We start from the raw sequence: 24,540 nt of genomic DNA, 5'->3' as shown, positions 1-24,540 counted from the left end.
AGCTCGCCACCGAAGGAATCCGTAATCAGCCGGCGCTGATCGTCAGGTCATTCGTGACAGTGAAAAACGGGCGGACCCCGACCGACGCGCCTGTGGGAGTCGCCAACTGGGCCTCCGGGTACTTGCTCGTCTGTTTCCGGTCCACGATGTCATCGGCGATCCGGCCCATCCGGACGGGCTCCTCGCCCCGGTTCGGACGCAGAAACAAGTCCCACATCGACTTCTCCGCGCCCACCGGTCCGGGAAGGGAAGTCAGGGCCACCTCGAACCGCCGCCCCTCGACCGTCGGCAGAGCCGTCTCGAAGCCGACCGCGTCCTCGCTCCGGGAGACCCCGAGCAATGCGGCGCCCTCGCCCAGGCGGGCCCCATGCAGCAGTCCCGCCAGCCGTACGCGGTCGTCCTCGACCCGGAGGGTCATCACCTCCGCGTGCGAGGAGCGGCGGAAGGTGCGTAGCGCCAGGAAGCCGTCCTTCGTGGTGTACGGAATCCACCAGGTGACCGCGCCGTCCGGGGGGAAGGCGGCGGCCAGGAGACCACGCTGCTCGACGAGCGCGGCCTTGAGTCGACGCCGTTCGGCGACCCCAGCCGCTGGCCGTCCTGCGGAGCGCTCCACATACAGATCCCAGCGGCCTTCTGACAGGTCGAGGTCGCCACGGTGGAGTTCAGCGGTCCAGGGACCATTCTCCGCGTCCGGCTGCTGCAGTGGCACGCGCACCTCGTCGTCGCCGTGACGGCGGGTCAGCAGCAGCTCCAGCAGCTCTCCGCGGATGCCCGACACCGCGATGCTCAGGTTGCATTCGGGGGTCGCCCGGCACGTGGCCTTCGGGCGCAGCACATGAGGACGGCCGTGCGCGGTCGGGGACGTGCGCACGGCCGAGGCCTGCGATGCCGACGGGTCGTTGGGGCGTGGGAGACGCGAGACGCCCGCCACGCGGACCAGCCGGCGTCCGAGCTTGAGGACCGCCGGCGTTCGGGCTTCGGCCAACTCGGCGATCAGTTGCATGTATTGCTCGGCTATACGGCGCGGTGCATAGCGCCGAGCAGTCGCTCGGGCGGCCGCACCCATGTGACGTCGTCCGCCCTCGTCGTCGATCGACTTCAGCAGCGCGGCCGCGAAAGCGTCCGGATCTCCCGCCGGTACGAGAATCCCATCGAAGCCGGCGGTGATGATCTCGCCGGGCCCGTGCGGGCAGTCCGTCGCCACCACAGGCACCCCCGCGTGCATGGCCTCCAGTATCGTCATGCCGAACGACTCCCAGTCGGAGCTGACGGCTGCGACGGAGGCCTTGGGCCATTCTGTCTCCATGGCCGGGTGTGCTCCCATGAGGAACGCGTGGTCGCTCAGCCCGAGCGTGTCGATCAGGGCGCGCAGTCTGGAGCGTTCGGGGCCCTGACCGTAGATGCGGAGCTGCCATTCGGGCCGGACGGCGACGACCGAAGCAAAGGCCTCTATGAGCAGATCGTAGCGTTTGACGGGCATGAGCCGTCCCGCCGCCATCACCAACGGGGCCCGTCCGTCCGAGGGTTCGGACTTGGGCTTCGGTGCCGCATTGGGTATGTCGATGATGCGGGTCCTGGACCGGGGCAACCGCGCGCGGTGGTCGGCCGCGTCCTGCGCGGAGACGGTGACGAACGCGTCGAGATGCCCGATGACTTGGTTCAGGGCGGCTCGGACCTCGGGGACGTGGTTGTCGTACGAGAGGTGTTCCTGTCCGATGCGCAGATAGCGTCGGGCGCCGTGTTGCGCGAGGAAGACGACGAGTGCGGGCCGGGTGGCGACAACGACGTCGGCGTCGGTCGCGGCAAGGAAGGCGCGAAGCCGCTCGTCGCTCAGCGCGCTGTAGCGATGAGCGAGGACCTCGGTCGGCGGTACGGCCTCGGAGGGGCGCGCCATGAGGGCGCTTTCGCCCTCGGACACGGCGGCGTCGGGGCGCTCGTCGACCAGAGGTGTCAGCCGCACCTTTGCGCTGATTCCCAGCAGAGGCTTCTCATCGGTGCGGAAGACCGACACGATTTCGACCTCGTGGCGCACGGCCAGGGCTCCAGCCAGGTTCAGCGTGGATCGGACGGTGCCGCCGATCGCGTAGGCGTTGTGCAGCAGGAAGCAGATCTTCATGCTTCCGACCCTGTTGTGCCTAAGGACCTCGCCTCTGGCGGGCACGAAGTGGTCATGATGCGTTCGATGGGTATTCCCATGCGCTGACATCCTCGCGCAGGCACGGTCACTGCGCTCGCCCATCCAGCCAATGGCCGAAAATGTGTCACCGCGCCGGGCGGCACGATGCCGCGATTCGACAGATGCCTGTCCGATAATCTCGCATGACCTGTGCCTGTAAAGGATTCAGTCAAACGGGACCGCTCGGAAACCTCGCACCGGAAATCTCTAGGAGAAGGTGCAGCATAAAATCGAGTGGATGCCGCGCAATCCCAGGTTCCACCGATGTGATGATGTTCTCCGGCGGAACTGAGGTCGACGCCGCGGTGATTGACAGGTTGGGTCCGCCCCGTGCGCATGAATGGCCGACGAACTGAATTGCCTAAGAAGGATAAGTGCCACGGCCGACGCATGGTCCGCTCTCCTGTTTCCTGGTAGCAGCCTTGGGCGGTTCACGGTGGTGACCGCCATTGCCGACAGGCCGTTGTGAAGAGTCCGCGAAGCACCCAGGTGATCGTGGTGAAGAGACTATGAATCGCATACAGCAGCGGTGTCAAGCGCTTACAGAGCGTACTGTCCGACTCGCGCGGTATCGGCGACAAGGTGCACTTGCGCCCTTTTGTGATTAATCGATTGCACCTTACATGCGTAAAACGGTCACGCGCTTGACATGCGTGGTTCAGGGGTCGCTAACTTTGCGGTTGTTTTGCGTGGGCTAGGGAGATCCGCGACCGGCTCGCGCAGCATTCATAGGGGTGGGGTGTGCGTATGCGAGCCGATACGGCCGGAATCGTGGGGGTGGCCGTTTCCGCCCTCTTGACGACAGCTGGATTTTCCTGTCTGGGCGTCTCTCAAGCGGCTGCGGCAGCCACTTGCACGGCAGGGACATCCACCGATTTCAACGGTGACAGCGTCGTTGACACCGTGATCGCCGACCCGGACGCAACCGTGGGCGGCGCCAAGGGTGCCGGGTTGGTGCGTGTCATTCTGGGCGGCGGAAAAGGGATGTTCGAAATTTCGCAGGCGACCAGCGGAATGAATGCCACGCCTGAGCCCGGGGATCATTTCGGTTTCTCCCGCACCTCTTATGACGCCGACCGGGATGGGTGTACCGACCTGGTGGTAGGCGTCCCGTACGAGGATGTGACCAAGGACGGCGCCAAGCTCATCGACGCCGGAGCCGTCTACGTCATCCACGGCACGCCCACCGGCCTCGGCGCCGGTTCGAAGATCGAGAGCTACAGCCAGTCCGGTCTCGACTCCAACACCACGACAGAGGCTTACGACTGGTTCGGCTACGCGGTGAAGGCAGGGGACACCTCGACCGGTTCGCCCTACCTGGCCGTCGGAGTTCCCGGCGAAAACGTCACCAGCGGCGGCAAGACCTACTCCGACGCTGGATGTGTGCACTACATACAGGGGTCCACGAAGACCACCGTCAACCAGGACGACGCGGGAGTTCCCGGCATCGTCGAGGCGCAGGACCGCTTCGGGTACTCGCTGGCAGGCACCAACCGCTACTTCGCGGCAGGTGCACCGGGGGAGGGGATCGAGGCCACGAAGTTCGCCGGCGGAGTGACGATCTTCAACCACACCGTCGCCGACGGTCTGCCCACCCCCCTGGCCGGACTCGACCAGGATGCCACCGGCATAACCGGCACCGCAGAGCCCGGCGACAACTTCGGAGCATCAGTCTCCATGACGCATTACCGCCCCGGCGACCAGACGTACAACTCCGACGTCCTCTTGGCCATCGGCACCCCTGGTGAGGACATCGGTACTGTTCCTGACGCGGGCGGTGCCGCGGTGATACGTATCCAGCCCTCCGGCGCGTACACAGAGATCACAGCGATCGACGCCACCGTCCCCGACGTTGAAGGGGAGGCGGTCGCCGGGGACTTCTTCGGTCAGCGAGTGACGATCGCCAACACCAACACCGATGTCGTCACCAGCGCGGACACCGTGCGGCTGGCAGTCGGTGCTCCGGGTAAGGACACCGGTTCGGTCAAGGACGCGGGCGCCGTGCAGATCTTCCGGCCGCTGGCCGCCATCGGCGCTGCCGACAAGCTCCTGACCCGTGGATCGGGTCTGCCAGGTACGGCCACAAATCGCGACTACAACGGCTTCGCCCTGACTTCGGGTGCCAGCAAACTCTACGTCGGCGTGCCCTACAGCAAGGCCTCGTCCGCACCCAGGGGTGCGCTCTACGTCCTCTCCTGGACGGACATCGACGGGACGACGAGTACCGGCACCACCACGTACCAGCCGGGCTCGGGCGGACTGCCCGATGTCGGTGTCGCGTTCGGAACGGTCGGGTGACCGGCGACATGCGAGGAGAGAGACCAATCACTGTGAAGTCCCGGATGACGGCCCATCACCGTACAGCCACCATCGCCACGGCCGTCACCGCGCTGCTGGTCGCGGGTCTGGGGGGCTTCCCGTCCCCGGGCAGGGCAACCCCCGCCGCCGCCGAGGCCAGCAGCGCCGGCGGTTCGTCGGACCCCGCGCTCACCCAGGACGCCGCGCAGTCAAAGGCTGCCCGGACGGGCAAGTCCGTCGAGATCGGCAGCTTGCGCGACGAGCGGAGCAGCACGGTCGCGAACCCGGATGGCACCTTCACTGTTTCCGAATACGTTCAGCCTGTCCGCACCCGCAAGAACGGGAAGTGGACGCCGATCGACACCACTCTGGTCAAGCAGGCGAACGGGACGTTCGCTCCCAGAGCCGCCCTGAGCGCGATGCGGTTCTCTGGTGGCGGTGACGACACGTTCGCGCAGATCGAGAAAGACGGTCGTTCTCTCGCGCTGGACTGGGTGAACAAACTGCCGAAACCGAAGATCGACGGCTCGACCGCTACCTACGGAAACGTCCTGCCCGGCGTGGATCTGAAGGTCACGGCAAGCGCCGAGGGCTTCTCGCACGTCCTGGTGGTCAAGAACGCCAAGGCGGCGGCCAGCCCCGAGCTGGCCGAACTCGTCCTGCCGGTCGACTCGTCGGCCGTCAAGCTGGAGGAGTCCGAGGGCGGTGGTCTGACGGCCGTGGACAGCGCGTCCGGGGGCACGGTGTTCGAAGCCCCGCAGCCCCTGATGTGGGACTCCAGCCACCAGGCCGACATGTCGACGTCCGCCGAACCGTCCGTCTCGCCCTCCTCGGCCGAAGCGGAGTCCGAGGCCGCTACGCCGCCTGACGGCGCGCAGGTGGCCGACGTGTCGCTGGACATGGCATCGGGCGCGATGAAGCTCACGCCGGACGCGGATCTGCTCTCCAACAAGGACACGGTGTACCCGGTCTATATCGATCCCGTGGTAAAGACCGCCAACCGTTCCAGCTGGACCATGGTGTCCTCGAACTTCTCGTCGTCCTCCTTCTGGAAGTTCGACGACGACGAGGGCGTCGGCAAGTGCCCCTCCGACGTCTCCTACCGCTGCTCCAGCAGCGTGGACGTGAAGAGGCAGTTCTTCGCGATCCCGACGGGGACGTTCGAGAGCAAGGACATCGTCGAAGCAGAATTCGCCGTGACGATGGTGCACACATACAGCACCTCGGCCCGCGAAGTGCAGTTGGCCCGCGTGAACAGCAGTGGCGCGAGCGCGATCAGCGCGTCGACGAACTGGTCGAATCAGCCGTCCTCCAAGGGCACGTTGGACTCGAAGTCACCCACGAATCCGGCCGGTTCATGTACGTCGACCAATCAGAACGTGCGGTTCGACGTCAGGAGCACCGTCCAGAAGGCGGCCGACAGCGGCTGGGACACCACCACGTTCCGCCTCAAGGCGGCCAGCGAGTCCGACACCGCGTACTGGAAGCGCTTTTGCGGCAACGCCCACCTGGAGGTGACGTACAACCGCCCGCCGCTGCAGCCGGACACGGACCAGCTGGAGATGACCCCGGGTGGCGCCTGCGAGTACGGGCATGCCACCGAGCACTACGTGGCAGAGACTCCGCACGTCACAGCCGTCATCAAGGACTACGACCACAACGACACCGGAGGCAAATCCGAGAGCCTGCAGGCGCGCTTCAAGGTCTGGTGGACGAGCAGCTCGGGTGCCACGGTCACGCACTACGCGACGACCGGCAGGGTGAGCACAAGGGGCAAGGGCCAGACCGGCCAGGCCTTCTTCTCCTACACCATCGGCAGTGACGTCTCAGGTGACGGCGAAGCGGGGTTCACCATCCCGCCGGCCACCACGATCGCCTGGGCGGTCCAGGGATACGACCAGACCTCCTACGGTCCGTGGTCCACCGACGGCGACCAGAACCGCTGTGAGTTCATCTACGACACCGGCAAACCGAAGTCCAGTGTTGTGACCTCGCCTCAGTATCCCAACGACGAGGCGTGGCACGCGGGCACGGGGGACTACGGCAGCTTCACCATGGACTCGCCTTCCGCCGACGTGGCCAAGTACAGGTACTACTTCACCGGTCCGCTCGCCGTGAACACGCCTGTGACCGTGACCGCCACGTCCGTCGGCGGTCCGGCGACCATCCGCTGGATGCCGCCTGGTGAGGGTCCGTATTACCTGCATGTCTCCGCCATCGACGGAGCGGGCAACATTCAGAAGACGCCGACCACGCACGTCTTTCTCGTCAGCGACGGCCGTGCTCCAATCGCCGCCTGGACGCTCGGTGACGCGAAGGGATCGACAGCGGGCGCGGGCAGCAGCGGTGCGCCCAACGCGGCAGCCGGGTCGGGTGTGACCTTCGGTGCTCAGGGGCCGCTCGGCTCCACCGACACCGCGGCTTCGTTCGACGGCACGGCTAACGCCTACCTGACCACAAGTAGGCCGGCGGTCGACACCAGTGGCACGTTCTCTGTGAGCGCCTGGGTCATGCTGCCCTCGCTGCCCACCGAGAACGTCACGGTCGTCAGTCAGGACGGCACGGCGCAGCCCGGCTTCGAGCTCGGCTACGACGTGGACAGCGCGTCCTGGACCTTCCGGATTCCCCTGAGCGACATGGAGTCCCTCGGCACCTGGAAGGTCTCGGGAGCGGCTGCTGTCGCAGGCAGCTGGACTCACCTCATCGGGGTGTACGACGCCGAGGCCGGTGTGACCGGCAAGATGATGCTGTACGTCAACGGCGTCCTGGTCGCGGACGACGTCCAGGCGCGGCACACCAGGTGGAACGCTACCGGCTCGCTGCAGATCGGCCGCAAGATCTCGCTGGGCGGCTACACGAATTACCTCAGGGGCAGTGTCGCGGACGTGAAACTCCACGACCGGGTGATCCCGGAGACAGAGGGCCAGGAGCTGGGCGGCATTCAGCCGCACCAACTCGCCTATTGGCAGGTTGACGAGGCGACGTCCGGTGTTTCTCCTGAGTCCAGCGGTGGTACCGGGCTGGCGCTGGCCGGCGGAGCCTCCGTCTATCTGCCCGATGACTCCTGTGACCCCGAACTCGACCCGGACTGCCTGCCTCCGGCTGAACCCCTCTGGGGCGACGGCCACCTGGCTTTGAATGGCACGAGCGCCTACGCGTCCAGAGCCGCGGGTCTGCTGACCGCGGAGGACAGCTTCACGGTCACCGCTCGTGCCCGGCTCGCCGCGGCGAATCCCTCGGCGAACCAGACGGTGATGTCGGTGTCGGGCACCAACGGAAGTGCGGTATCCGTGAAGTACTCGGCCGCGGACCGTCGTTGGCAGTTGACCGTCACATCCGCGGACGCGGCCACTGCCGTGACCACCACGGTGCTCGACAACGGTGACGTGCCGAGCTCGGAGGGGGACGGCGACCACGTGGCACTCGTCTACAACGCGGTCTTCGGTGACGTACTCCTGTATGTCAACGGTGTGGCGGTGGCGACCGCGCCATGGGACAACACCTGGGACTTCACCAAGACGAGTCTTCAGGTCGGCCGCTCACTGAAGGGTGCGACCGCGAGCGAGTACTTCGCCGGTGCGGTTGACGAGGTGCGCATGTACCAGGGGCCGCTGGATGCCTCATTGGTGACGCTGGTTGCGGTCATGCCGGCCGGCGCCAGCATCGACGAGACCTCGGCATAACCCCGACGCGCGGGTGGGCGGCAGTTCGCCCATCCGCGCATTCCCTTTTACGTCCATCAATTCCCCAGCATGCCCCGAGTCCGATGGAGATGTCATGTCCTCGCCCCCTTGGTTCCGGTCGTCCGGACCGGCATTGCGCAGCGGTAGACGCCGCGCCGCGCTGGTCCTCGGCCTGGCGCTGTCCATCGGGCTGCTGCCCCAGTACGCACCCCCGGCGACTGCCGGGGACGGAGGCCTCACCAGGCCGAAGGCGCAGACGGACCTCGATGATCCGGTCCGCGGCACGAATGGCAAACCCAAGCAGTTCGGCAAGGTCAACGCTGCCGGGAAGGCCGCTGTCAAGCGTGCGGACGAAGCGCACTGGCCGAAGGCGGGCAGCGCCGAGATAGCCCTCTCAGGCAAGGCGGAAAAGGCCAAGGGGCTTCCGTTTACCGCCAAGGCCACCGGGGGCAAGAAGGACGCGCGGTCCGTGCGGGTCGAGGTACTGAGCCGCAAGGCCACCTGGGCTGCCGGCGTGGACGGCATGCTGTTCACCGTCGCTCGTGCGGACAGGGGAGGAACAAAGGGGACCGCTCAGGTGTCCCTGGATTATTCGGACTTTGCGGATGCCTACGGCGGCGGCTACGGCTCGCGGCTGCGGCTGGTGCAGTACCCGGAGTGTGTACTGACCACGCCTGATAAGAAGGGGTGCTCCACACCGACGTACTTGCACAGCAGCAACGACGCCGCGGGGCAGACTCTCACAGCGAAGGTGAACGCGGCCGCCGACACGTCGGGCGACACCGCGCAGCTGGTCACCGCAAGTGCCGCCGTCGCACCGTCGGCTACGGTACTCGCCGCCACCGCCAGCGCCGGCGGTGACCAGGGCGACTACAAGGCGACCAGCCTGGCTCCCTCCTCGGAGTGGGGTGTGGACACCAGCTCCGGAGCCTTCACGTGGTCGTACCCGATCACGACCCCTCCGGTGCCGGGTGGGATGCAGCCGACGGTCGGACTGAGCTACAACTCGCAGTCCATCGACGGCCAGACAGCCACGACCAACAACCAGGGTTCCTGGGCCGGTCAGGGATTCTCCTACGATCCCGGGTTCATCGAGCGCAGCTACAAGGGCTGTGCGGATGACGGTCAGGCAACCAACCTGGGTGACCAGTGTTGGGCGTTCGACAACGCGACGCTCTCGCTCACGGGCGGCACGTCCGGGGAGATCATCAAGGACGACACCACCGGCGGGTGGCGGATCAGTAACGATGACAACTCCAAGGTCGAGCATCTGACCGGGGCCTCGAACGGTGACAACGACGGTGAGTACTGGAAGGTCACTACAGTCGATGGCACCCAGTACTTCTTCGGTCTGAACCGGCTGCCCGGCTACGCGAGCGGTAACGAGGAGACCGACTCCACCTGGGCCGTTCCTGTGTACGGCGACGACTCCGGTGAGCCGTGCTACAACGCGACCTTCGCGAACGCGTACTGCACGCAGGCCTGGCGCTGGAACCTCGACCACGTCATCGACCCGCACGGCAACGTGATGTCGTATTTCTACGGCAAAGAGACGAACTACTACACGCAGGGCTTGAAGACCGGCGAGAACGGCAAGTCGTACGTCCGCGGCGGATATCTCAAGCGCGTCGACTACGGTCAGCGCGAGGGCAAGGCCTACTCCACCAAGCCCGCCGCCCAGGTCGTCTTCACCACAGCGGAGCGTTGCATCGGCGCACTGACCGATTGCTCGGCGAGCGCCCTGACGGCCTCCACGGCCGCTGACTGGCCGGACGTGCCCTGGGATCAGAACTGCAAGGCCGACACCAAGTGTGCGGGCCAGAACTCGCCGACCTTCTGGACCCGCAAGAAGATCACCAAGATCACTACGCAGATCCGGACCGGTGACTCTACCTATACCCCGGTCGATGAATGGGGCCTGTCGCACATCTTCACGGACAATGGTGACGGCTCCAAGTCCCTGTGGCTGAACGACATCAAGCACACCGGCAAGGTCGGCACCGACGTGTCGGTGCCGTCCGTCGAACTGCACGGCATACAGCTTGCCAACCGCGTCGACGATCCGAGTGACAATCTGCAGCCCTTCTACCGCTTCCGCCTCGCCGGTGTGAAGAGCGAGTCCGGCAGCATGCTCAGCGTCAACTACGCGGACACGCAGTGCACCACGAGCAGCGTGCCCGCCGAGGACTCCTCTGCCAAGCGCTGTTTCCCGGTGAAGTGGAACCCGCCGGGAGTCGCCGACCCGATCGTGGACTGGTTCCACAAGTACGTGGTCGCCTCTGTCGTCGAGCAGGACCTGACCGGTGGCAACCCGAGCCAGGTCACTTCCTACACGTATCTGGGTGACGCGGGCTGGCGGAAGGCCAGGGCGGACGGCATCACCAAGTCCGAGTACCGGACCTGGGGCGACTGGCGTGGCTACGGCAAGGTTCGCGTCGAGACCTCCGACGGCACGAACTCCGCCTCGAACACGAAGACCGAGCACACCTTCTTCCGCGGTCTCGACGGAGACGTCAATGCCGTGGGGACGACCCGCTCGGTCTCGGTCACGGACTCCGACGGCACCAGCTATGCCGACTCGGACTGGAAGGCAGGCTCCGAGCTCGAGACGATCACCTACAACGGCGCCGTCATCACCGAGAAATCCGTCAGCAAGCCGTGGTCGGCGGTGACTGCCACCCGGGCCAAGGACTGGGGCACGCGTTACGCGCGCTACGTCCAGAAGAGCGGAAGCACCACCACCAAGACGGCTCTGACGGCAGGCACCTGGCGCACCACGAAGTCGGTCAACACGTACGACGACAAGACCGGGCGTCTTCTCCAAGTGGCCGACTACGGTGACACCGGGGTGGCGGCCGACAACCAGTGCACGCGGACCGAGTACGCGGACAACGCGAGCAAGAACATGTACGCGTACGTCTCGCGGACCGAGAAGGTCTCCGTCGACTGCGCCACCACCCCGAAGCGAGCCACCCAGGTCATCTCAGACGACCTGACGCTGTACGACGGTTCGACCACCTTGGGCGCGGCACCCATCAAGGGCGACGCGACGCTCACCAAGCAGCTGACTGCGCACGACGGCACCCAGGCGACGTACCGGTCGACCGCCGACACGACGTACGACTCCTACGGGCGCCCGCTCACCGTCAAGGACGCGGAGTCGCACACCACCAGGACCGTATACCAGGAGAACGCCTACGGTCTCGCCACCAAGTCCACGGTCACCAACACCCTGGACTGGACGACGTCGACCGAGTACGCCCCGCAGTGGGGCATGGCGACCGCCAAGGTCGACCAGAACGGCAAGCGCACCGAGCTGGCCTACGACGGCCTGGGCCGGCTGACCTCCGTCTGGCTTCCCGACCGCGTCGGTCTGACCCCTTCGCTGAAGTACGAGTACCTGATTCGCGGTGACTCCGGACCGGTCGCCGTCCACACGGAGAAGATCGAGAAGAACGGGACCTCGTACGGCAGCGAGTGGACCCTGTACGACGGCCTGCTGCGACCGCGCCAGGAGCAGACCGAGGGTGCGGACGGCGGCCGCATGGTCGCCGATACTCTCTATGACGGTTCCAACCGTGTGGTGAAGATCAACGACACCTACTACGCGTCCGGTGCCCCGTCCGCCACACTCTTCAAGCCGCTCAACTCGGACCTGCACGCGCAAACGGTCACGGAGTACGACGGCGCGGGCCGCACCAAGGCGACGATCTTCAATGTCGCCGGGACCGAGAAGTACCGTACGTCGTACACCTACGGCGGCGACCGGGTGACGACGAACCCGCCTGCGGGGCAGCCGACCACGACGGTGGTCTCCGACGCACGGGACCGGGCGACGAACCGTATCGAGTACCCCGCGGTAGGCGCCGCGGTCACGACGTCGTACGGGTACACGCCCGCCGGCCAGCTGTCGAAGGTCACCGACGACGCCGGGAACGTCTGGACGTACGAGTACGACCAGTTGGGCCGGAAGAAGAAGACCTCCGACCCGGACACCGGTGACGCCACGTTCACATATGACGTGATGGACCGGCAGACCTCCGTCACGACCAACGGCGACAAGACTTCGACGAAATACGACGAACTGGGCCGTGCAGTCTCGACTTGGCAGGGCGAGCCGGACACCGGAACCAAACTGTCAGTGACGAAATATGACACCATTGTCAAGGGCGAGTTGTACGGCACGTACACGTACAAGGATGGCGCGGTCTACTCGTCGGTGATCTACCCGGTCCTCGACGCGGACAACAATTACCAGCCGACCTCGGCGAAGTACACGTTGTCGAAGACGGCCGAACCGCTGCTCGGTGGCACCTACGAGTACACCACGCAGTACAACGACGACGGGACGGTGCAGGGGCAGGGGCTGCCTGCCGCCGGTGACCTGACGCCCGAGGCTCTTTCGTACGACTACGACGACCTTCAGCGGCTGGCCGGCCTCAAGACTTCGATCGGCGGCCTCAGCTACGTCAGCGACGTGACCTACTCACCCACCTCCAACCTTGAGCAGTTGGAGCTGTACACAGGTGGGTCCGCGGACAAGAAGTCCTGGCTGTCGTACACCTACGAAAAGGGCACCGACCGGCTCAAGAACGCCAGTGTGAGAGTCGAGGCTGCCGCAAACGCCGCGTACGAGGCCGACTACACCTACGACGCCAGCGGGAACATCCTCTCCATCGCGGACACCCCGAGCGGTGGCACGAACGACGTGCAGTGCTTCACCTACGACGGGCTGCGCCGCCTTACGGATGCCTGGACCTCTTCTACGACGCCCAACGGAGCGTCCGGAACGGGAAATGCGGACGCGGCATGCTCTTCGGACGCGTCGGCCTCGACGGTCGGCGGAGTGTCGCCCTACTGGACGGAGTACGACTACGACTCCATCGGAAACCGCACGAGCGAGATCCGGCACGGTCTGAAGGGAGCCGGTACCGCGACCCGCTCGTACAAGTACGGGGTGGGTTCGGGACCGAACGGGACGAACTCCGGTCCGCACACGGTTTCGTCGGTCGTGGAGAAGACCGCGGCCACCGGCACCACACCCGAGGTCACGTCCCAGGACTCGTACACGTACGACGCCAAGGGCAACACCAGGACACGTGTGCTGTCCGGTGACTCGCAAACCCTGGACTGGGACAAGCAGGGCGAGCTGACGCAGGTCACCAACGCCGACAAGACGGTGACGTCGTACAAGTACGACGCGTCCGGTCAGCGCATCCTGCGCGACACGACGACCGAGAAGACCCTCTACCTGCCGGGCATGGAACTCCGCCTGGACAAGGCCACCTCCAAGGTGACTGCCACTCGCTATTACACCTTCGGCGCGACGACGGTTGCGATGCGGGATGCGAGCGGGGTGCACTTCCTCGCCGCCGACCACCAGGGCACGGCGGAACTCTCGATCGACGCCAAGACGGGCGCGACGTCCCGCCGACGGACGGATCCGTTCGGCAACACACGTGACGAGACGTCGTCCTCCGGCTCCTTGTGGGTCAACGACAAGGGATTCGTCGGTGGCACGATCCAGAAGTCCACGGGATTGACCACCCTGGGCGCCCGCGAGTACGACTCCGACACCGGTCGCTTCATCTCGGCCGACCCGATCATCGACTACAACGACCCGCAACAGATCAACGGCTACGCGTACGCCAACAACAGTCCGGTCAGCTTCAGCGACGCGTCGGGGCTGCGGCTCGCGGACTGTGTGGGCGGTTGGAACGAGTGCGGACCCGGGCCGTCGAAGAAGCGCGGCGCCGTAGCCGACACCCCTGACTACGGCGCGTCGTACACGCCCGCCGACCAGAAGCGGGACGAGGCGCGCGCACGGGAGGACGCGGCCAAGCAACGCGCGATCGCCATCGCCAAGGAACTCGGCAAGATCATCGCCGACGAGCTGGGCATCACGGACGCGCTGGACTGCTTCACCACGGGCAGTTTGGGGGCCTGTGGTTCTACAGCAGTCAACGTCGTCTCCTCACTCATCAGCGGCGGTCCGCTCGGCCGACTCGCGGCGAAGTACGGACTCCGGGTCGACAAGGCCATCGCGGTGGGTAAGAGGATCGTCGGGCTCGGCAAGAAGCTGTGGGGCGAGTTCAAGGGGTGGAAGCGCAGCAAGAAGGCTGCGGACAAGGCCGCAGAGATCGCTGTGGGCTGCGAAAAGGAAAAGAATAGCTTCACCCCTGACGTCAGGGTGTTGATGGCCGACGGCTCGACGAAGAAGATCAGAGACGTCGACATCGGCGACAAGGTCTTGGCAACCGATCCGGAAACCGGCAAGACCGAGAGCGAGACGGTTACTGCCGAGATCAAGGGAACCGGACTCAAGCATCTGGTCAGGATCACGATCGACATCGACGGGAAGGCGGGATCCAAGACGGCGTCGGTCACGGCGACCGACGGCCACCCGATCTGGGTTCCCGAACTCGGTGAGTGGATCAAGGCGACTGATCTGCGTGTGGGCGAGAGCGTCCGGGCCAGTGACGGCATGGACGCGCAGATCACTAAGATCAGGCGCTGGACGGCCCTGACGGCCACGGTCCACAACCTCACTGTCAGCGCACTGCACACGTACTATGTACTCGCTGGAACTACCCCGGTCTTGGTGCACAACTGCAATGAAGCGGGCGAGTATCTCTATCGCGGAATTCCCAAGGGGCATCCTGCGTATGACGATGCCCTTCAGGGACGCGCAGTGCCCAGAGGTGGCCATTCCGACCCTGGGCGCCATGCAGGAGGTAATACCGAAAGCGAGTTCACCTCGTGGACCCACGACTATGAAGGCGTGGCCCTTGATGCCGCAGAGGAGCTTGGTCCGGGTGGAATCGTTCTGAGGATTCCAAGATCCAGTGTTCCGAAGGGAATCGACACTCAGATTCACGGCACGGACTTGGAATCGTACGAGGAGATGGAGCACGCGCTCCGAGGCCCGGTAGGAGGCGCGGAGATCAGCATCAACAGAGGGCCGTGGACTCTGCCAGGGGGGTAGGGTCCTGCATGAGACAGCCTGCTGGGGTCGAGCACGACAACTTGGCCCCAGCAGGCTATGACCTGGAGGTAAGTGACTTGGAGCGGATGGAACTCGCCGAACTCCTCGTAGGTGATAGGGAGATCTTCCGCCTTTGTAGGTCCGCATTGACTGGCGGTGCCGATTTTGAAGTATGGATCGAGCCGACATCGACGCGGGAGATCGCGTCCATCTATTCCCGTCGGATGCGGACCATGAATCGAACCGGGCAACCTTCAATCGGTGTAGCTGAGGCAGTTGCCGATCTCAAAGCGTGTGCAGATACGGAACTCCTCATCGGATATGTCGATGATCGCCCGACGGGCGGGTACTACTTCCAGATCTTCCTGACGTCGAGCTTCGAGAAGGTAATTTCATGCCTTGGGGTCCGACTCTCAGTGACGGATTCTGATCCGGCGGATTCGGAATAATTCTGTGCGGCTGAGAACTTCCGAGGCGACCCTTTGGAAATAGTGCAGAGGCCCCACCGGAGATTTCTTCCGGTGGGGCCTCTGGGGTATCTGACGGCAGTAGTTGACGGCAACGTCAGCGGACGGGTGCGGCGCAGAGGGGCGGTTCGCCGCCTTCATCGAGCCGGTTGACGGCCCCGGCGGGGCCATGGAGGGCGTGGCTGAGGAGGTCGATGGCGTCGCGCTGGAGGCGGAGCCGGACGTGGGCGTACACGGTGGCGGTGACGCCGATGTGGGCGTGTCCCAACAGTTCCTTGATGACGACGAGTTCGACGCCCTGTTCCAGGAGGAGGGTCGCGGTCGAGTGGCGGAGGTCGTGGAAACGGATCCGGCGAAGCCTCGCCCGGTGGAGCAGAGCGGTGAAGTGCCGGGTGAGGGTGGCCCCTTCGATCGGGGCACCGTTGGGTCGGGTGAAGACGTAGCCGCTGTCCTGCCAGTCCTTGCCTGCCGCTTTGCGTTCCTGGCGTTGTCGGTCGCGGTGCTGTTCGAGGGAGCGCAGGCATGGTGTCGGCAGGGCGATGCGCCGTTCGGAACTCTGTGTCTTGGTCGGGAGGGCGGTCAGGCCGCCGGAGTTGGTGCGCTGGAGGGTGCGTCGGATGCTGGCGGTTCCGCCGGCCAGGTCGAGGTCTTCCCAGCGCAGGCCGAGGAGTTCGCCTTTGCGGAGTCCGGTGCGCAGGGCGAGTTCGAACAGCGGCTGCAACCGGTGCCCACTGGTGGTGGCCAGGAACGTGCGCGCTTCGTCGGCGGTGAGGGGTTCGAAGCGGCGGGGGCGGGGTGTGCCGGTGCGGACATTGCGAGCGACGTTGCGCGGGATCTCCTCCTCACGTACCGCGTGCTCCAGGGCGGACTTGAGGACGGAGTGCACGTAGGCCAGGGTCAGGGGTGAGAGCTGCTTGGAGCAGCACTTTCCGGCGGCGCAGCAGAGGGGTTGGTCGCGGGCGGTGTCGAGGCCGCGGGTGCAGCACTGGCAGGTGGTGCGGAGCTGGTTGAGCCAGGTGCGGACGTCCTTAGCGGTGAGCTTGGCCAGCGCTTCCTTGCGGGTTGTGCCGTAGACGCGGACGCGCTTGCGGGCGTTGCTGGGGGCGAGGACGTATCCGGCGGCTTCCCAGCGGCTGTCCTTGCGCTGGGTTTCGTCGCCGTTGGCGCGTACGCGGCGGGAGGCGGGGTTGTCTCGGGGTGTGGTCATCAGGCGACTTCCTGTTCGAGGCGGGTGCGGATGAAGTCGGTCAGCGCGTGGGTGGGGATGCGGCGGGCGCGACCGAGGGTGATCGAGGCGAGCTGGCCGGTGCGGAGCAGGTCGTAGACGGCGGAGCGGCCGAGTTGGAGGCGGGCCATGACCTGGGGCACGGTCAGCAGCTCTTCCGGCGTACTCAGTCCCCGCCGGGTCGGGGCGGGTTCCTGCGCGTTCATCCGCAGCCCCCTTCGGCGATGAACCGGCGTTTCAGTTCCCGGCGGTGCCAGACGTGGGCCGCGAGGAGCGCGCCGCCGGGGTTGTAGCCCGAGCCCTGGTAGTCCCAGTGGCCGACGACGAGAGTGGTTGTCGGGTCCAGTTCGGGGAGGCCGGCGTGGGCCTGTTCGGTGCGCCATGTGCGGCCTCGGCGCGCAGCGCGCCGAGGGTGGTGGAGTAGCGGCGGGACTTGGTGGAGAAGTGGCCCCGGAAGCCGAGCATGTGCGCCCACTTCCAGAGCTTCAGTTCGGCGAACTCGGGCAGCTTGCCCAGCTCCCAGCAGGTGCGGATCATCTGCCGCACGTGCCGGGCGACGGCGAGCTGGGGCAGGGGGCGGGCCTGTCCGGTGCCGTCGCAGGCGGTGCAGGGGAGCGGGGTGCCGTGGGGCAAGAGGGTGGCGCCGCGTCCCTGGCAGGGGCGGCAGAACAGGCGTGGTCGAGAGTGCCGGAGGCGTCGGCGGACTTGGTGGCGTACTACTTGGCCACGTAAGCGGCCACGGCCTGATCGGTGAGTTCGGCGCCGGCGCCGAAGGCGGCGATCTCGCGCACGTCGAGCTGCGTGCCTCAGGTGAGTTCGCGCTCCCCGATGGCGTCCGAGGCGACGGCCACCCGGACCCGGAGGGCTGCGGCCCGGATGGCGTCCGTAAGCACGGCGACGGTCGCAGACGGGGCGGGGCGTGATGTTGCCGTCGGGGCCATCGAGCCGAATCACGGCGTGGAAGTGAACCAGGCCGCGCTTTTGGTACTCGGCGACCTTGGCGAAGGAGATCCGCAGCACAGCGCGGGCGGCCTTCTGCGTGAGGCCGAGCCGGGCGGCGAGCTGGCGGCGCAGGTAGATGGTGAAGCGGGCTCACAGGGTGGAGGCGTGGGCGTTGAACAGGACCGCGCCTGTGTAGTCGTACGTCGCCGGGTTCAGCAGCGTGCCCAGCAAGGCGTCCGTGGGTCCGTGGGTCCGTGGAGTTGGTGGCAGCGGCAGGGCCTGGTGTCGCCGCCGGGAGCGGTGGGGCGGTTGTGGATGGGGCCGAAGGAGGGTGCGGTGAGGGTGGCGAAGACGCGGGGGTGGGTGCGGACGGTGTCGGGGACGGTTTTTCCGCCGGACAGGCCGGCGCGGATGAGGTGGTAGGTGTCGGCGGCGTAGAGGCGGGAGCAGGCGGGGCAGCGGGAGGCGCGGCGGTTGCCGCAGGTGGTGAGCAGACTGCCCGTCGGCTCGGCGGAGGAGGTGTAGGTACGTAGTACCTCGCCGGTCGTGGTGTCGACGGTGGTGGTGCGGCCGGTCAGGCGGACGGGCATCACCCTTTGCTGCGCTCCGCCACGAGTGACCATTCCGTGATCGCCGGAGCCACAACGCGCTGATCAGCGCATTCGTTGCCAGCGATCACTGGCACCGTGTGTGTACTCCGTGAAAGCCCGTTACCGACGGGTACCCAAAGCGTACGGGCGGGCATACGCTGCGGCTCATGACGGACTCGCAGGCCCCGGAGAAGACCGGCACCGACGACACGGCCGGGACGGGCACCACCGGCACCGGTGCCCACGGCACCAACCCCCTCGCGCCCGCCCCCAAGGGCGCCCGCACCGCCGCCGACGTCGTCACGCCCGAGCTGGTCGCCCAGCTCACCAAGGGCGTGGCCGGCTCCGGCCGTACCGCCAACCACACGCCGCTCACCGGCGCGAAGCTGGCGGATCTGCCCGAGTCCACTCCCGACGACGTCCGTACGGCCTTCGAGCGGGCCCGCGAGGCGCAGGCCGTCTGGGCCGCGGTCCCGGTCCGCGAGCGCGCCGCCGTGCTGCTCCGCTTCCACGACCTGGTGCTCGCCCGGCAGGCCGAGGTCCTCGACCTGATCCAGCTGGAGACCGGCAAGGCCCGGCTGCACGCCCACGAGGAGGTGCAGGCGGTGGCCGTCGCCGCCCGGCACTACGGCCGCAAGGCCCCTTCGTATCTCGGGCCCAAGCGGCACGCCGGCGCCGTCCCGACGCTCACCAAGGTCACCGAGCTGCGTCACCCGCGCGGTGTCGTCGGCCAGATCGCACCCTGGAACTACCCCCTGGAGCTGTCCGTCGGCGACGCGCTCCCCGCCTTCGTCGCGGGCAACGCCGTCGTGATGAAACCCGACACGGAGACCTGCCTGACCGCGCTGTGGGCACGTGACCTGCTCATCGAGGCCGGGCTGCCCGCCGAGGTCTTCCAGGTCGTCATCGGCGAGGGCCCGGTCGTCGGCCCCGAGGTCGTCCGGCACGCCGACTACGTCTCCTTCACCGGTTCCACGCGCACCGGCCGCGAGGTCGCGCAGGGCGCCGCCGCCCGCCTGGTCGGCGTCTCCCTCGAACTCGGCGGCAAGAACGCCATGCTGGTGCTCGCCGACGCCGACCTCGACAAGGCCGCCGCGGGTGCCGTCCGCGCCTGCTTCTCCTCCGCCGGCCAGCTCTGCATCTCCATCGAGCGGCTGTACGTCCACGAGTCCGTCGCGGACGCGTTCCTCGAGCGGTTCGCCGCCCGCACCAGGGCGATGCGCCTCGGCACGTCCCTCGCGTACGGCGCCGACATGGGTTCGCTGGTCGGCGAGCGGCAGCTGGAGACCGTCACCCGGCACGTCGCCGAGGCGGTCGCCAAGGGGGCCCGGGTCGTGGCCGGCGGTGTGGCCCGCCCGGACATCGGCCCGTACTTCTTCGAGCCGACCATCCTCGACGGTGTCGAGTCGCCCATGGCCGTCTGCACCGAGGAGACCTTCGGCCCCGTCGTGTCCGTCTACCGCTTCCGGACCGAGGACGAGGCGGTGGAACGGGCCAACGACACGCCGTACGGCCTGAACGCCTCGGTCTGGACGAAGGACGGGCGGCGCGGACGCGCCGTCGCGGCCCGGCTCCGCAGCGGCACCGTCAACATCAACGAGGGCTACGCGTCCGCGTACGGCAGCGTCCAGTCGCCGATGGGCGGCATGAAGGACTCCGGCCTCGGCCGCCGCCACGGCTCCGAGGGCATCCTCAAGTACACCGAGGCGCAGACCGTCGCCCAGCAGCGGCTGCTGCCGATGGCGCCGTCGCTCGGCATGGACGACGAGAAGTACGCCGCGTTCATGAGCCGGAGCCTGCGGGCCATGAAGGCCCTGCGCCTTCGCTAGGCCGTGTCCGCGAAGTCCCGCCTGTTCCGCCCTCCGGGCGGACGACGGGACTTCGCGGACACGACCTGGGGAGTCCCGGCAGCCCAGACAGCCCGCTTTCAACGAGGAGAGCACGTGTCACAGGAGAACTCTGTCCGGAAACCGGATGCGGCCGCCCCCGCGGACGCCCTCGCCGAGACCGCGGCCGGCCCCCCTGAGGTGAGCCCCGACGAGGCGTACGACTACGACGTCGTCGTCGTCGGCTCCGGCTTCGGCGGGTCCGTCACCGCGCTGCGCCTGACCGAGAAGGGCTACCGGGTCGGCGTGCTGGAGGCGGGCCGCCGCTTCACCCGCGCATCGCTGCCCAAGAGCTCCTGGGACGTCAAGAACTATCTGTGGGCTCCGAAGCTCGGCATGTACGGCATCCAGCGCATCCATCTGCTGGGCAACGTCATGGTGCTGGCGGGCGCCGGCGTCGGCGGCGGCTCCCTCAACTACGCCAACACCCTCTACGTACCGCCGAAGCCCTTCTTCGAGGACCCGCAGTGGAAGGACATCACGGACTGGGAGGAGGAGCTGAAGCCGTACTACGACCAGGCCCGGCGCATGCTGGGCGTGCGGCTCAACCCGACGATGACCCCGTCCGACGTCCACCTGAAGGCGGCCGCCGAACGCATGGGGGTGGGCGACACCTTCCACATGGCGCCGGTGGGCGTCTTCTTCGGGGACGGGCAGGACGCCGAGGGCGACGTGCGGGCCGAGCCGGGGGAGCGGGTCGCGGACCCCTATTTCGGCGGCGCGGGACCGGACCGCAAGGCGTGCCTGGAGTGCGGCGAGTGCATGACCGGCTGCCGCCACGGCGCGAAGAACACCCTCAACGAGAACTACCTCCACCTCGCCGAGAAGGCGGGCGCCGTCGTCCACCCCATGACGACCGTCGTGTCCGTCACCGACGACTCGCGGGGCGGGTACGCCGTCCGGACCCTGCCCACCGACGACCGCCGCAAGGGACAGGGCCGTACGTTCACCGCGCGCCGCGTCGTCATAGCCGCCGGCACCTACGGCACGCAGACCCTGCTGCACCGGATGAAGTCGGGCGGCCAGCTGCCGTACCTGTCCGCCCGGCTGGGTGAGCTGACCCGCACCAACTCCGAGGCGCTGGTGGGCGCCCAGACCGACAACCGCCGCTACCGCAAGGCGCACGGCGAGCCGAAGGCCGACTTCACCCGCGGGGTCGCGATCACCTCGTCGATCCACCCGGACGACGACACCCACATCGAGCCGGTCCGCTACGGCAGGGGCTCGAACGCGATGGGCAGCCTGTCCATCCTCCAGGTCCCGTACGCGGAGAACTCCTCGCGCGCTCTCGGCTGGCTGCTCAACGCGGCCAGGCACCCGGTGCAGACGGTGCGTTCGTTCTCCAACCGGCGCTGGTCCGAGCGCACCATCATCGGACTGGTGATGCAGTCCCTGGACAACTCGCTGACGACGTACCTGAAGCCGACGGGAGCCGGCAAGGGGCTGCTGACGGCACGTCAGGGACACGGGGCGCCCAACCCCAAGCAGATCAGGGCGGCTTCGGAGGCGGCCACCGCGCTCGCCGCCGAGATCAACGGGTTCGCCGGCAGCAACGTCGGTGAGCTGATGGGGACGCCGCTCACCGCCCACTTCCTCGGCGGCTGCCCGATCGGCGACTCGCGGGAGACGGGCGTGATCGACCCGTACCACCGGCTCTACGGACACCCGGGCATCTCCGTCGTCGACGGTGCCGCCGTCTCCGCGAACCTCGGCGTCAACCCGTCCCTCACCATCACCGCCCAGGCCGAGCGCGCGATGTCGTACTGGCCGAACAAGGGCGAGGCGGACCCGCGTCCGGCCCAGGGAGCGGCGTACGAGCGGCTCAAGGCGGTCGAGCCGCGGTCGCCCGCCGTCCCCGCGGACGCGTTCGGCGCACTGCGGCTGCCGTTCCTCGGGATGCCGGCGGTGCCGCCCAAGAGCTGACCTCCGCGGGCCCCCGCACGCATGAAGAAGGACCTGTGCCCCCCTCCGAGCACAGGTCCTTCTTCAGGTGCGAGGCGTGAGCCCCGGGTGGTCCGCCCTACGCGGCGGCGTCACCGGACTTGCGGCGACGCACCACGAACACCGCTCCGGCACCGGCGACGACGGCGACACCGCCGACGAGACCGATGACCGGCAGTGCGGAGCTGGAGCCCGTCTCGGCGAGGCTGCCGGTCGGCAGCTCGGAGACGTCGCCCTGCGGCCTCTTGACCGGGTCCTTCTCGTCGTCGTCACCCGGCTCGGCCTCACCCGGGTTCGGGTTCTCGGAGCCGGGCTTGAGGACCACGAAGTCGTACTGGGCCCAGCCCTCGGCGACGCAGTCCTGACCGTCGACGTTGTCGAGGTAGGCGCCGGAGCCGAAGGAGTAGGCGTCGCCCGCGGGGGCGTTCTTGTCGATGCTGACGCGCAGGTCGACCGACTCGGTCTGCTTCGACTTCAGCGTCTCGGCGTAGAAGAAGTAGTCACCGGCCCACGAGTCGTCGCCGATGCGGGTCCACTTGCCGGACTCGGGGTTCTTGAACTCCAGGTCCACGTACTTGCTCAGGTACTTCGACTCGTCGAGCTCGTAGTTCTCGATCTCGGCGTAGAAGGCGACGCCCTCGATGTCGATCTTCGAGTCGTTCGTGACGGTCAGCTCGAACGCGTGGTAACCGCTGCCCGCGACGATCTTGCCGGGGAGGCCCTTGATGTCGGCGGACACCTTGGCGTCGCCGTACTCCTCGTCGACGTCCTCGCAGTACGGGACCTCGGGGTCGGTCGGCTCGTCGCCCGGCGTCGCCGACGGCGTGCCCGAGGGAGTCGTGGAGGCCGCGGGGGCCGACGTCGACGGCGCCGCCGTGCTGGGCGTACCGGCGGGCGTGCTGGACGGAGGTGTGGCCTCGGGGGTGCTGGGCGCGGGCACCGTCTCCGTGACGGTGGCGCTCGGCGTCAGGGTCGGACCCGGCTCCTCCGCGAACGCGGTCGGTGCCGACAGCAGTGCCAGCGGGGCTATGGCGGCCGCCGCGGCCGTGACGGCCATGGCACGGCGAAGCTTCATGAAGACCTCGTAAGTCCGGCGTGCCGCGGTGACGCGGCACGCGAAAAGTTCGGGAGGCCTCCGCGGTGGGGCGCGGGTGTGGCCGTTGGTTCAGCAGGTGTGACCTGTGCCGGTGGGGAATGGTTGCCCTCTCGCTCACAGGATCTTTATGTGGGCTGGGTCACACGGTGATCGCGCCGTGCGGCGGGGCAGTGGAGCCACGGGGCCGCGGGGCCGCGGGGCCGCGGAGCCGTGGGGCGGGGCGGCGGAGCCCGGTGCCCCGCGTGCCGGAGCCTGTGTCATCGTGGCGCGCCGGGTGCGTCGGTCTCGACGCGGCCCCCGTGAGGAAGAACCTGAAGGTGGGGAACGTGAAGTCAAAGGTGTCGCGAGCCACGGCGGCGCTCGCGGTCGTGGCTGCGCTGGGGTGCAGTGCGGCGTGCGGCGGGGGCGACGACGGCAAGGGCTCGAAGCCGGTGAAGACCGCCACGGCGACCGCCGGCGCCTCCGGCGCGGCGAAGAACGCGGAGGAGCCGGAAAGCACCGACGGGCCGCAGGACGCCGGCAAGGCGAAGGAGAGTGCGACCGCCGACGCGTCCGCCGTGCTGACGCGGGCCCAGCTGGACGAGGCCGCCCTCGCGGACGGCGAGGTCAAGGGCTACGGGGTGGAGAAGACGGCCGCCTCGGACGTCTCGCTCGACTCCGTACCGGCCACCCCGGACGCGTGCCAGCCGATCGCCGACATGTTCCTGTTCACCACCGACCCCACGGCGCGGGCCGGCGTCGGCCGCAGCTTCACCGCCAAGGACGACCTCGACGCCTCGGTCACCTCCCTCGCGCTCCTCTCGTACAGGTCGGGCGAGGCCGACGAGGTACTCGCGGGACTGCGCACGGCGACGGGCAAGTGCACGGCCTACAAGCACACCGGCTACCGCTACAGCGACGTGAAGGCGCTCAAGGACCCGGACCTCGGGGACGAGTCCGTCGCCTACCGGCTCCGGGGTTCCATCGAGGGCGCGGAGGTGCCCTCGGCCTTCACCGTCGTCCGGGTCGGGACCGTCGTCGTGGCCTTCACCTCGATGAACATGCTGGCCCCGGACAAGGTGAAGGTGCCGTCCGAGATCATCGAGAAGCAGCTGGCCAAGGTCGAGAAGGCCACCGGCTGAGGCCGAGGCGGAGACCGTGCCTGAGGCGGCGGACACGGGGGCCCGCGGGACGATTCCGGCGGCCGGCCCCGGGCGTCCCCGGAGCCGGCCGTTCTCTTGAATGACCGGGCCGCTGTCCCCTGCCGTCCGG

General features: G+C 67.5%; 13 protein-coding genes and 1 pseudogene. 7 read left to right on the top strand and 7 right to left on the bottom strand.

Annotation, left to right across the window (positions count from 1 at the left end):
• Positions 1–25: 25 nt before the first annotated feature.
• A complete protein-coding gene (locus ACFYP4_RS23800) occupies positions 26–2,239 on the bottom strand; it encodes a glycosyltransferase family 4 protein (protein WP_388787857.1) in 2,214 nt (737 codons plus the stop codon).
• 840 nt (positions 2,240–3,079) lie between these two features.
• Between ACFYP4_RS23800 and ACFYP4_RS23795 the strand changes: the two genes are divergently transcribed.
• The 4 genes from ACFYP4_RS23795 (at position 3,080) to ACFYP4_RS23780 (ending at position 15,591) form a co-directional block, all read left to right on the top strand.
• A complete protein-coding gene (locus ACFYP4_RS23795; RefSeq protein WP_358852846.1) occupies positions 3,080–4,474 on the top strand; it encodes an integrin alpha in 1,395 nt (464 codons plus the stop codon).
• A 44-nt stretch (positions 4,475–4,518) separates the two neighbouring features.
• Positions 4,519–8,157 carry a LamG-like jellyroll fold domain-containing protein gene (locus ACFYP4_RS23790; RefSeq protein ID WP_358852847.1) on the top strand — a complete coding sequence of 1,213 codons (3,639 nt, stop codon included), beginning with the start codon at positions 4,519–4,521 and terminating at the stop codon, positions 8,155–8,157.
• Between the two features lie 94 nt (positions 8,158–8,251).
• A complete protein-coding gene (locus ACFYP4_RS23785) occupies positions 8,252–15,142 on the top strand; it encodes an RHS repeat-associated core domain-containing protein (protein ID WP_388787853.1) in 6,891 nt (2,296 codons plus the stop codon).
• 8 nt (positions 15,143–15,150) lie between these two features.
• Positions 15,151–15,591 (top strand): hypothetical protein, encoded by a 441-nt coding sequence (locus tag ACFYP4_RS23780; protein ID WP_388787850.1) that lies wholly within the window; start codon positions 15,151–15,153, stop codon positions 15,589–15,591.
• Positions 15,592–15,706: 115 nt separating this feature from the next.
• Here the strand turns inward: ACFYP4_RS23780 and ACFYP4_RS23775 are convergent, their stop codons facing one another.
• The 5 genes and pseudogenes from ACFYP4_RS23775 to ACFYP4_RS23755 form a co-directional block, all read right to left on the bottom strand.
• The gene (locus ACFYP4_RS23775) at positions 15,707–16,816 is read right to left on the bottom strand and encodes a tyrosine-type recombinase/integrase (protein WP_388787847.1); all 1,110 of its coding nucleotides are present in this window, start codon (positions 16,814–16,816) and stop codon (positions 15,707–15,709) included.
• The gene (locus ACFYP4_RS23770; RefSeq protein ID WP_388787844.1) at positions 16,816–17,040 is read right to left on the bottom strand and encodes a helix-turn-helix domain-containing protein; all 225 of its coding nucleotides are present in this window, start codon (positions 17,038–17,040) and stop codon (positions 16,816–16,818) included. Before ACFYP4_RS23770 ends, ACFYP4_RS23775 begins: the two co-directional genes overlap by 1 nt.
• 31 nt (positions 17,041–17,071) lie before the next feature.
• The gene (locus tag ACFYP4_RS23765; protein WP_388787841.1) at positions 17,072–17,467 is read right to left on the bottom strand and encodes a replication initiator; all 396 of its coding nucleotides are present in this window, start codon (positions 17,465–17,467) and stop codon (positions 17,072–17,074) included.
• A 336-nt stretch (positions 17,468–17,803) separates the two neighbouring features.
• Positions 17,804–17,908: pseudogene (locus tag ACFYP4_RS23760) on the bottom strand (replication initiator); the annotation flags it as partial.
• Positions 17,909–17,988: 80 nt separating this feature from the next.
• Positions 17,989–18,366: a replication initiator gene (locus ACFYP4_RS23755; RefSeq protein WP_388787838.1), complete on the bottom strand. Its 378-nt coding sequence runs from the start codon at positions 18,364–18,366 to the stop codon at positions 17,989–17,991.
• A gap of 167 nt (positions 18,367–18,533) precedes the next feature.
• Between ACFYP4_RS23755 and ACFYP4_RS23750 the strand changes: the two genes are divergently transcribed.
• Both ACFYP4_RS23750 and ACFYP4_RS23745 read left to right on the top strand, forming a co-directional pair.
• The gene (locus ACFYP4_RS23750; protein WP_358852850.1) at positions 18,534–20,195 is read left to right on the top strand and encodes a succinic semialdehyde dehydrogenase; all 1,662 of its coding nucleotides are present in this window, start codon (positions 18,534–18,536) and stop codon (positions 20,193–20,195) included.
• Positions 20,196–20,309: 114 nt separating this feature from the next.
• Positions 20,310–22,175, top strand: coding sequence for a GMC oxidoreductase (locus ACFYP4_RS23745; protein WP_388787835.1), 1,866 nt, complete (start codon positions 20,310–20,312; stop codon positions 22,173–22,175).
• Positions 22,176–22,272: 97 nt separating this feature from the next.
• Here ACFYP4_RS23745 and ACFYP4_RS23740 read toward each other — a convergent pair whose 3' ends face one another.
• Positions 22,273–23,268 carry an LAETG motif-containing sortase-dependent surface protein gene (locus tag ACFYP4_RS23740; RefSeq protein ID WP_388787832.1) on the bottom strand — a complete coding sequence of 332 codons (996 nt, stop codon included), beginning with the start codon at positions 23,266–23,268 and terminating at the stop codon, positions 22,273–22,275.
• Positions 23,269–23,615: 347 nt separating this feature from the next.
• On the opposite strand from ACFYP4_RS23740, the gene ACFYP4_RS23735 reads away from it, so the two are divergent.
• The gene (locus tag ACFYP4_RS23735) at positions 23,616–24,410 is read left to right on the top strand and encodes a hypothetical protein (RefSeq protein ID WP_388787829.1); all 795 of its coding nucleotides are present in this window, start codon (positions 23,616–23,618) and stop codon (positions 24,408–24,410) included.
• The last annotated feature ends 130 nt before the right edge of the window (positions 24,411–24,540 follow it).

The organism is Streptomyces sp. NPDC005551 (assembly GCF_042871785.1).
Taxonomy (GTDB): domain Bacteria; phylum Actinomycetota; class Actinomycetes; order Streptomycetales; family Streptomycetaceae; genus Streptomyces.
Note: the sequence above shows the minus strand (reverse complement) of the source record. Positions and strands in the feature narration are given on the sequence as shown.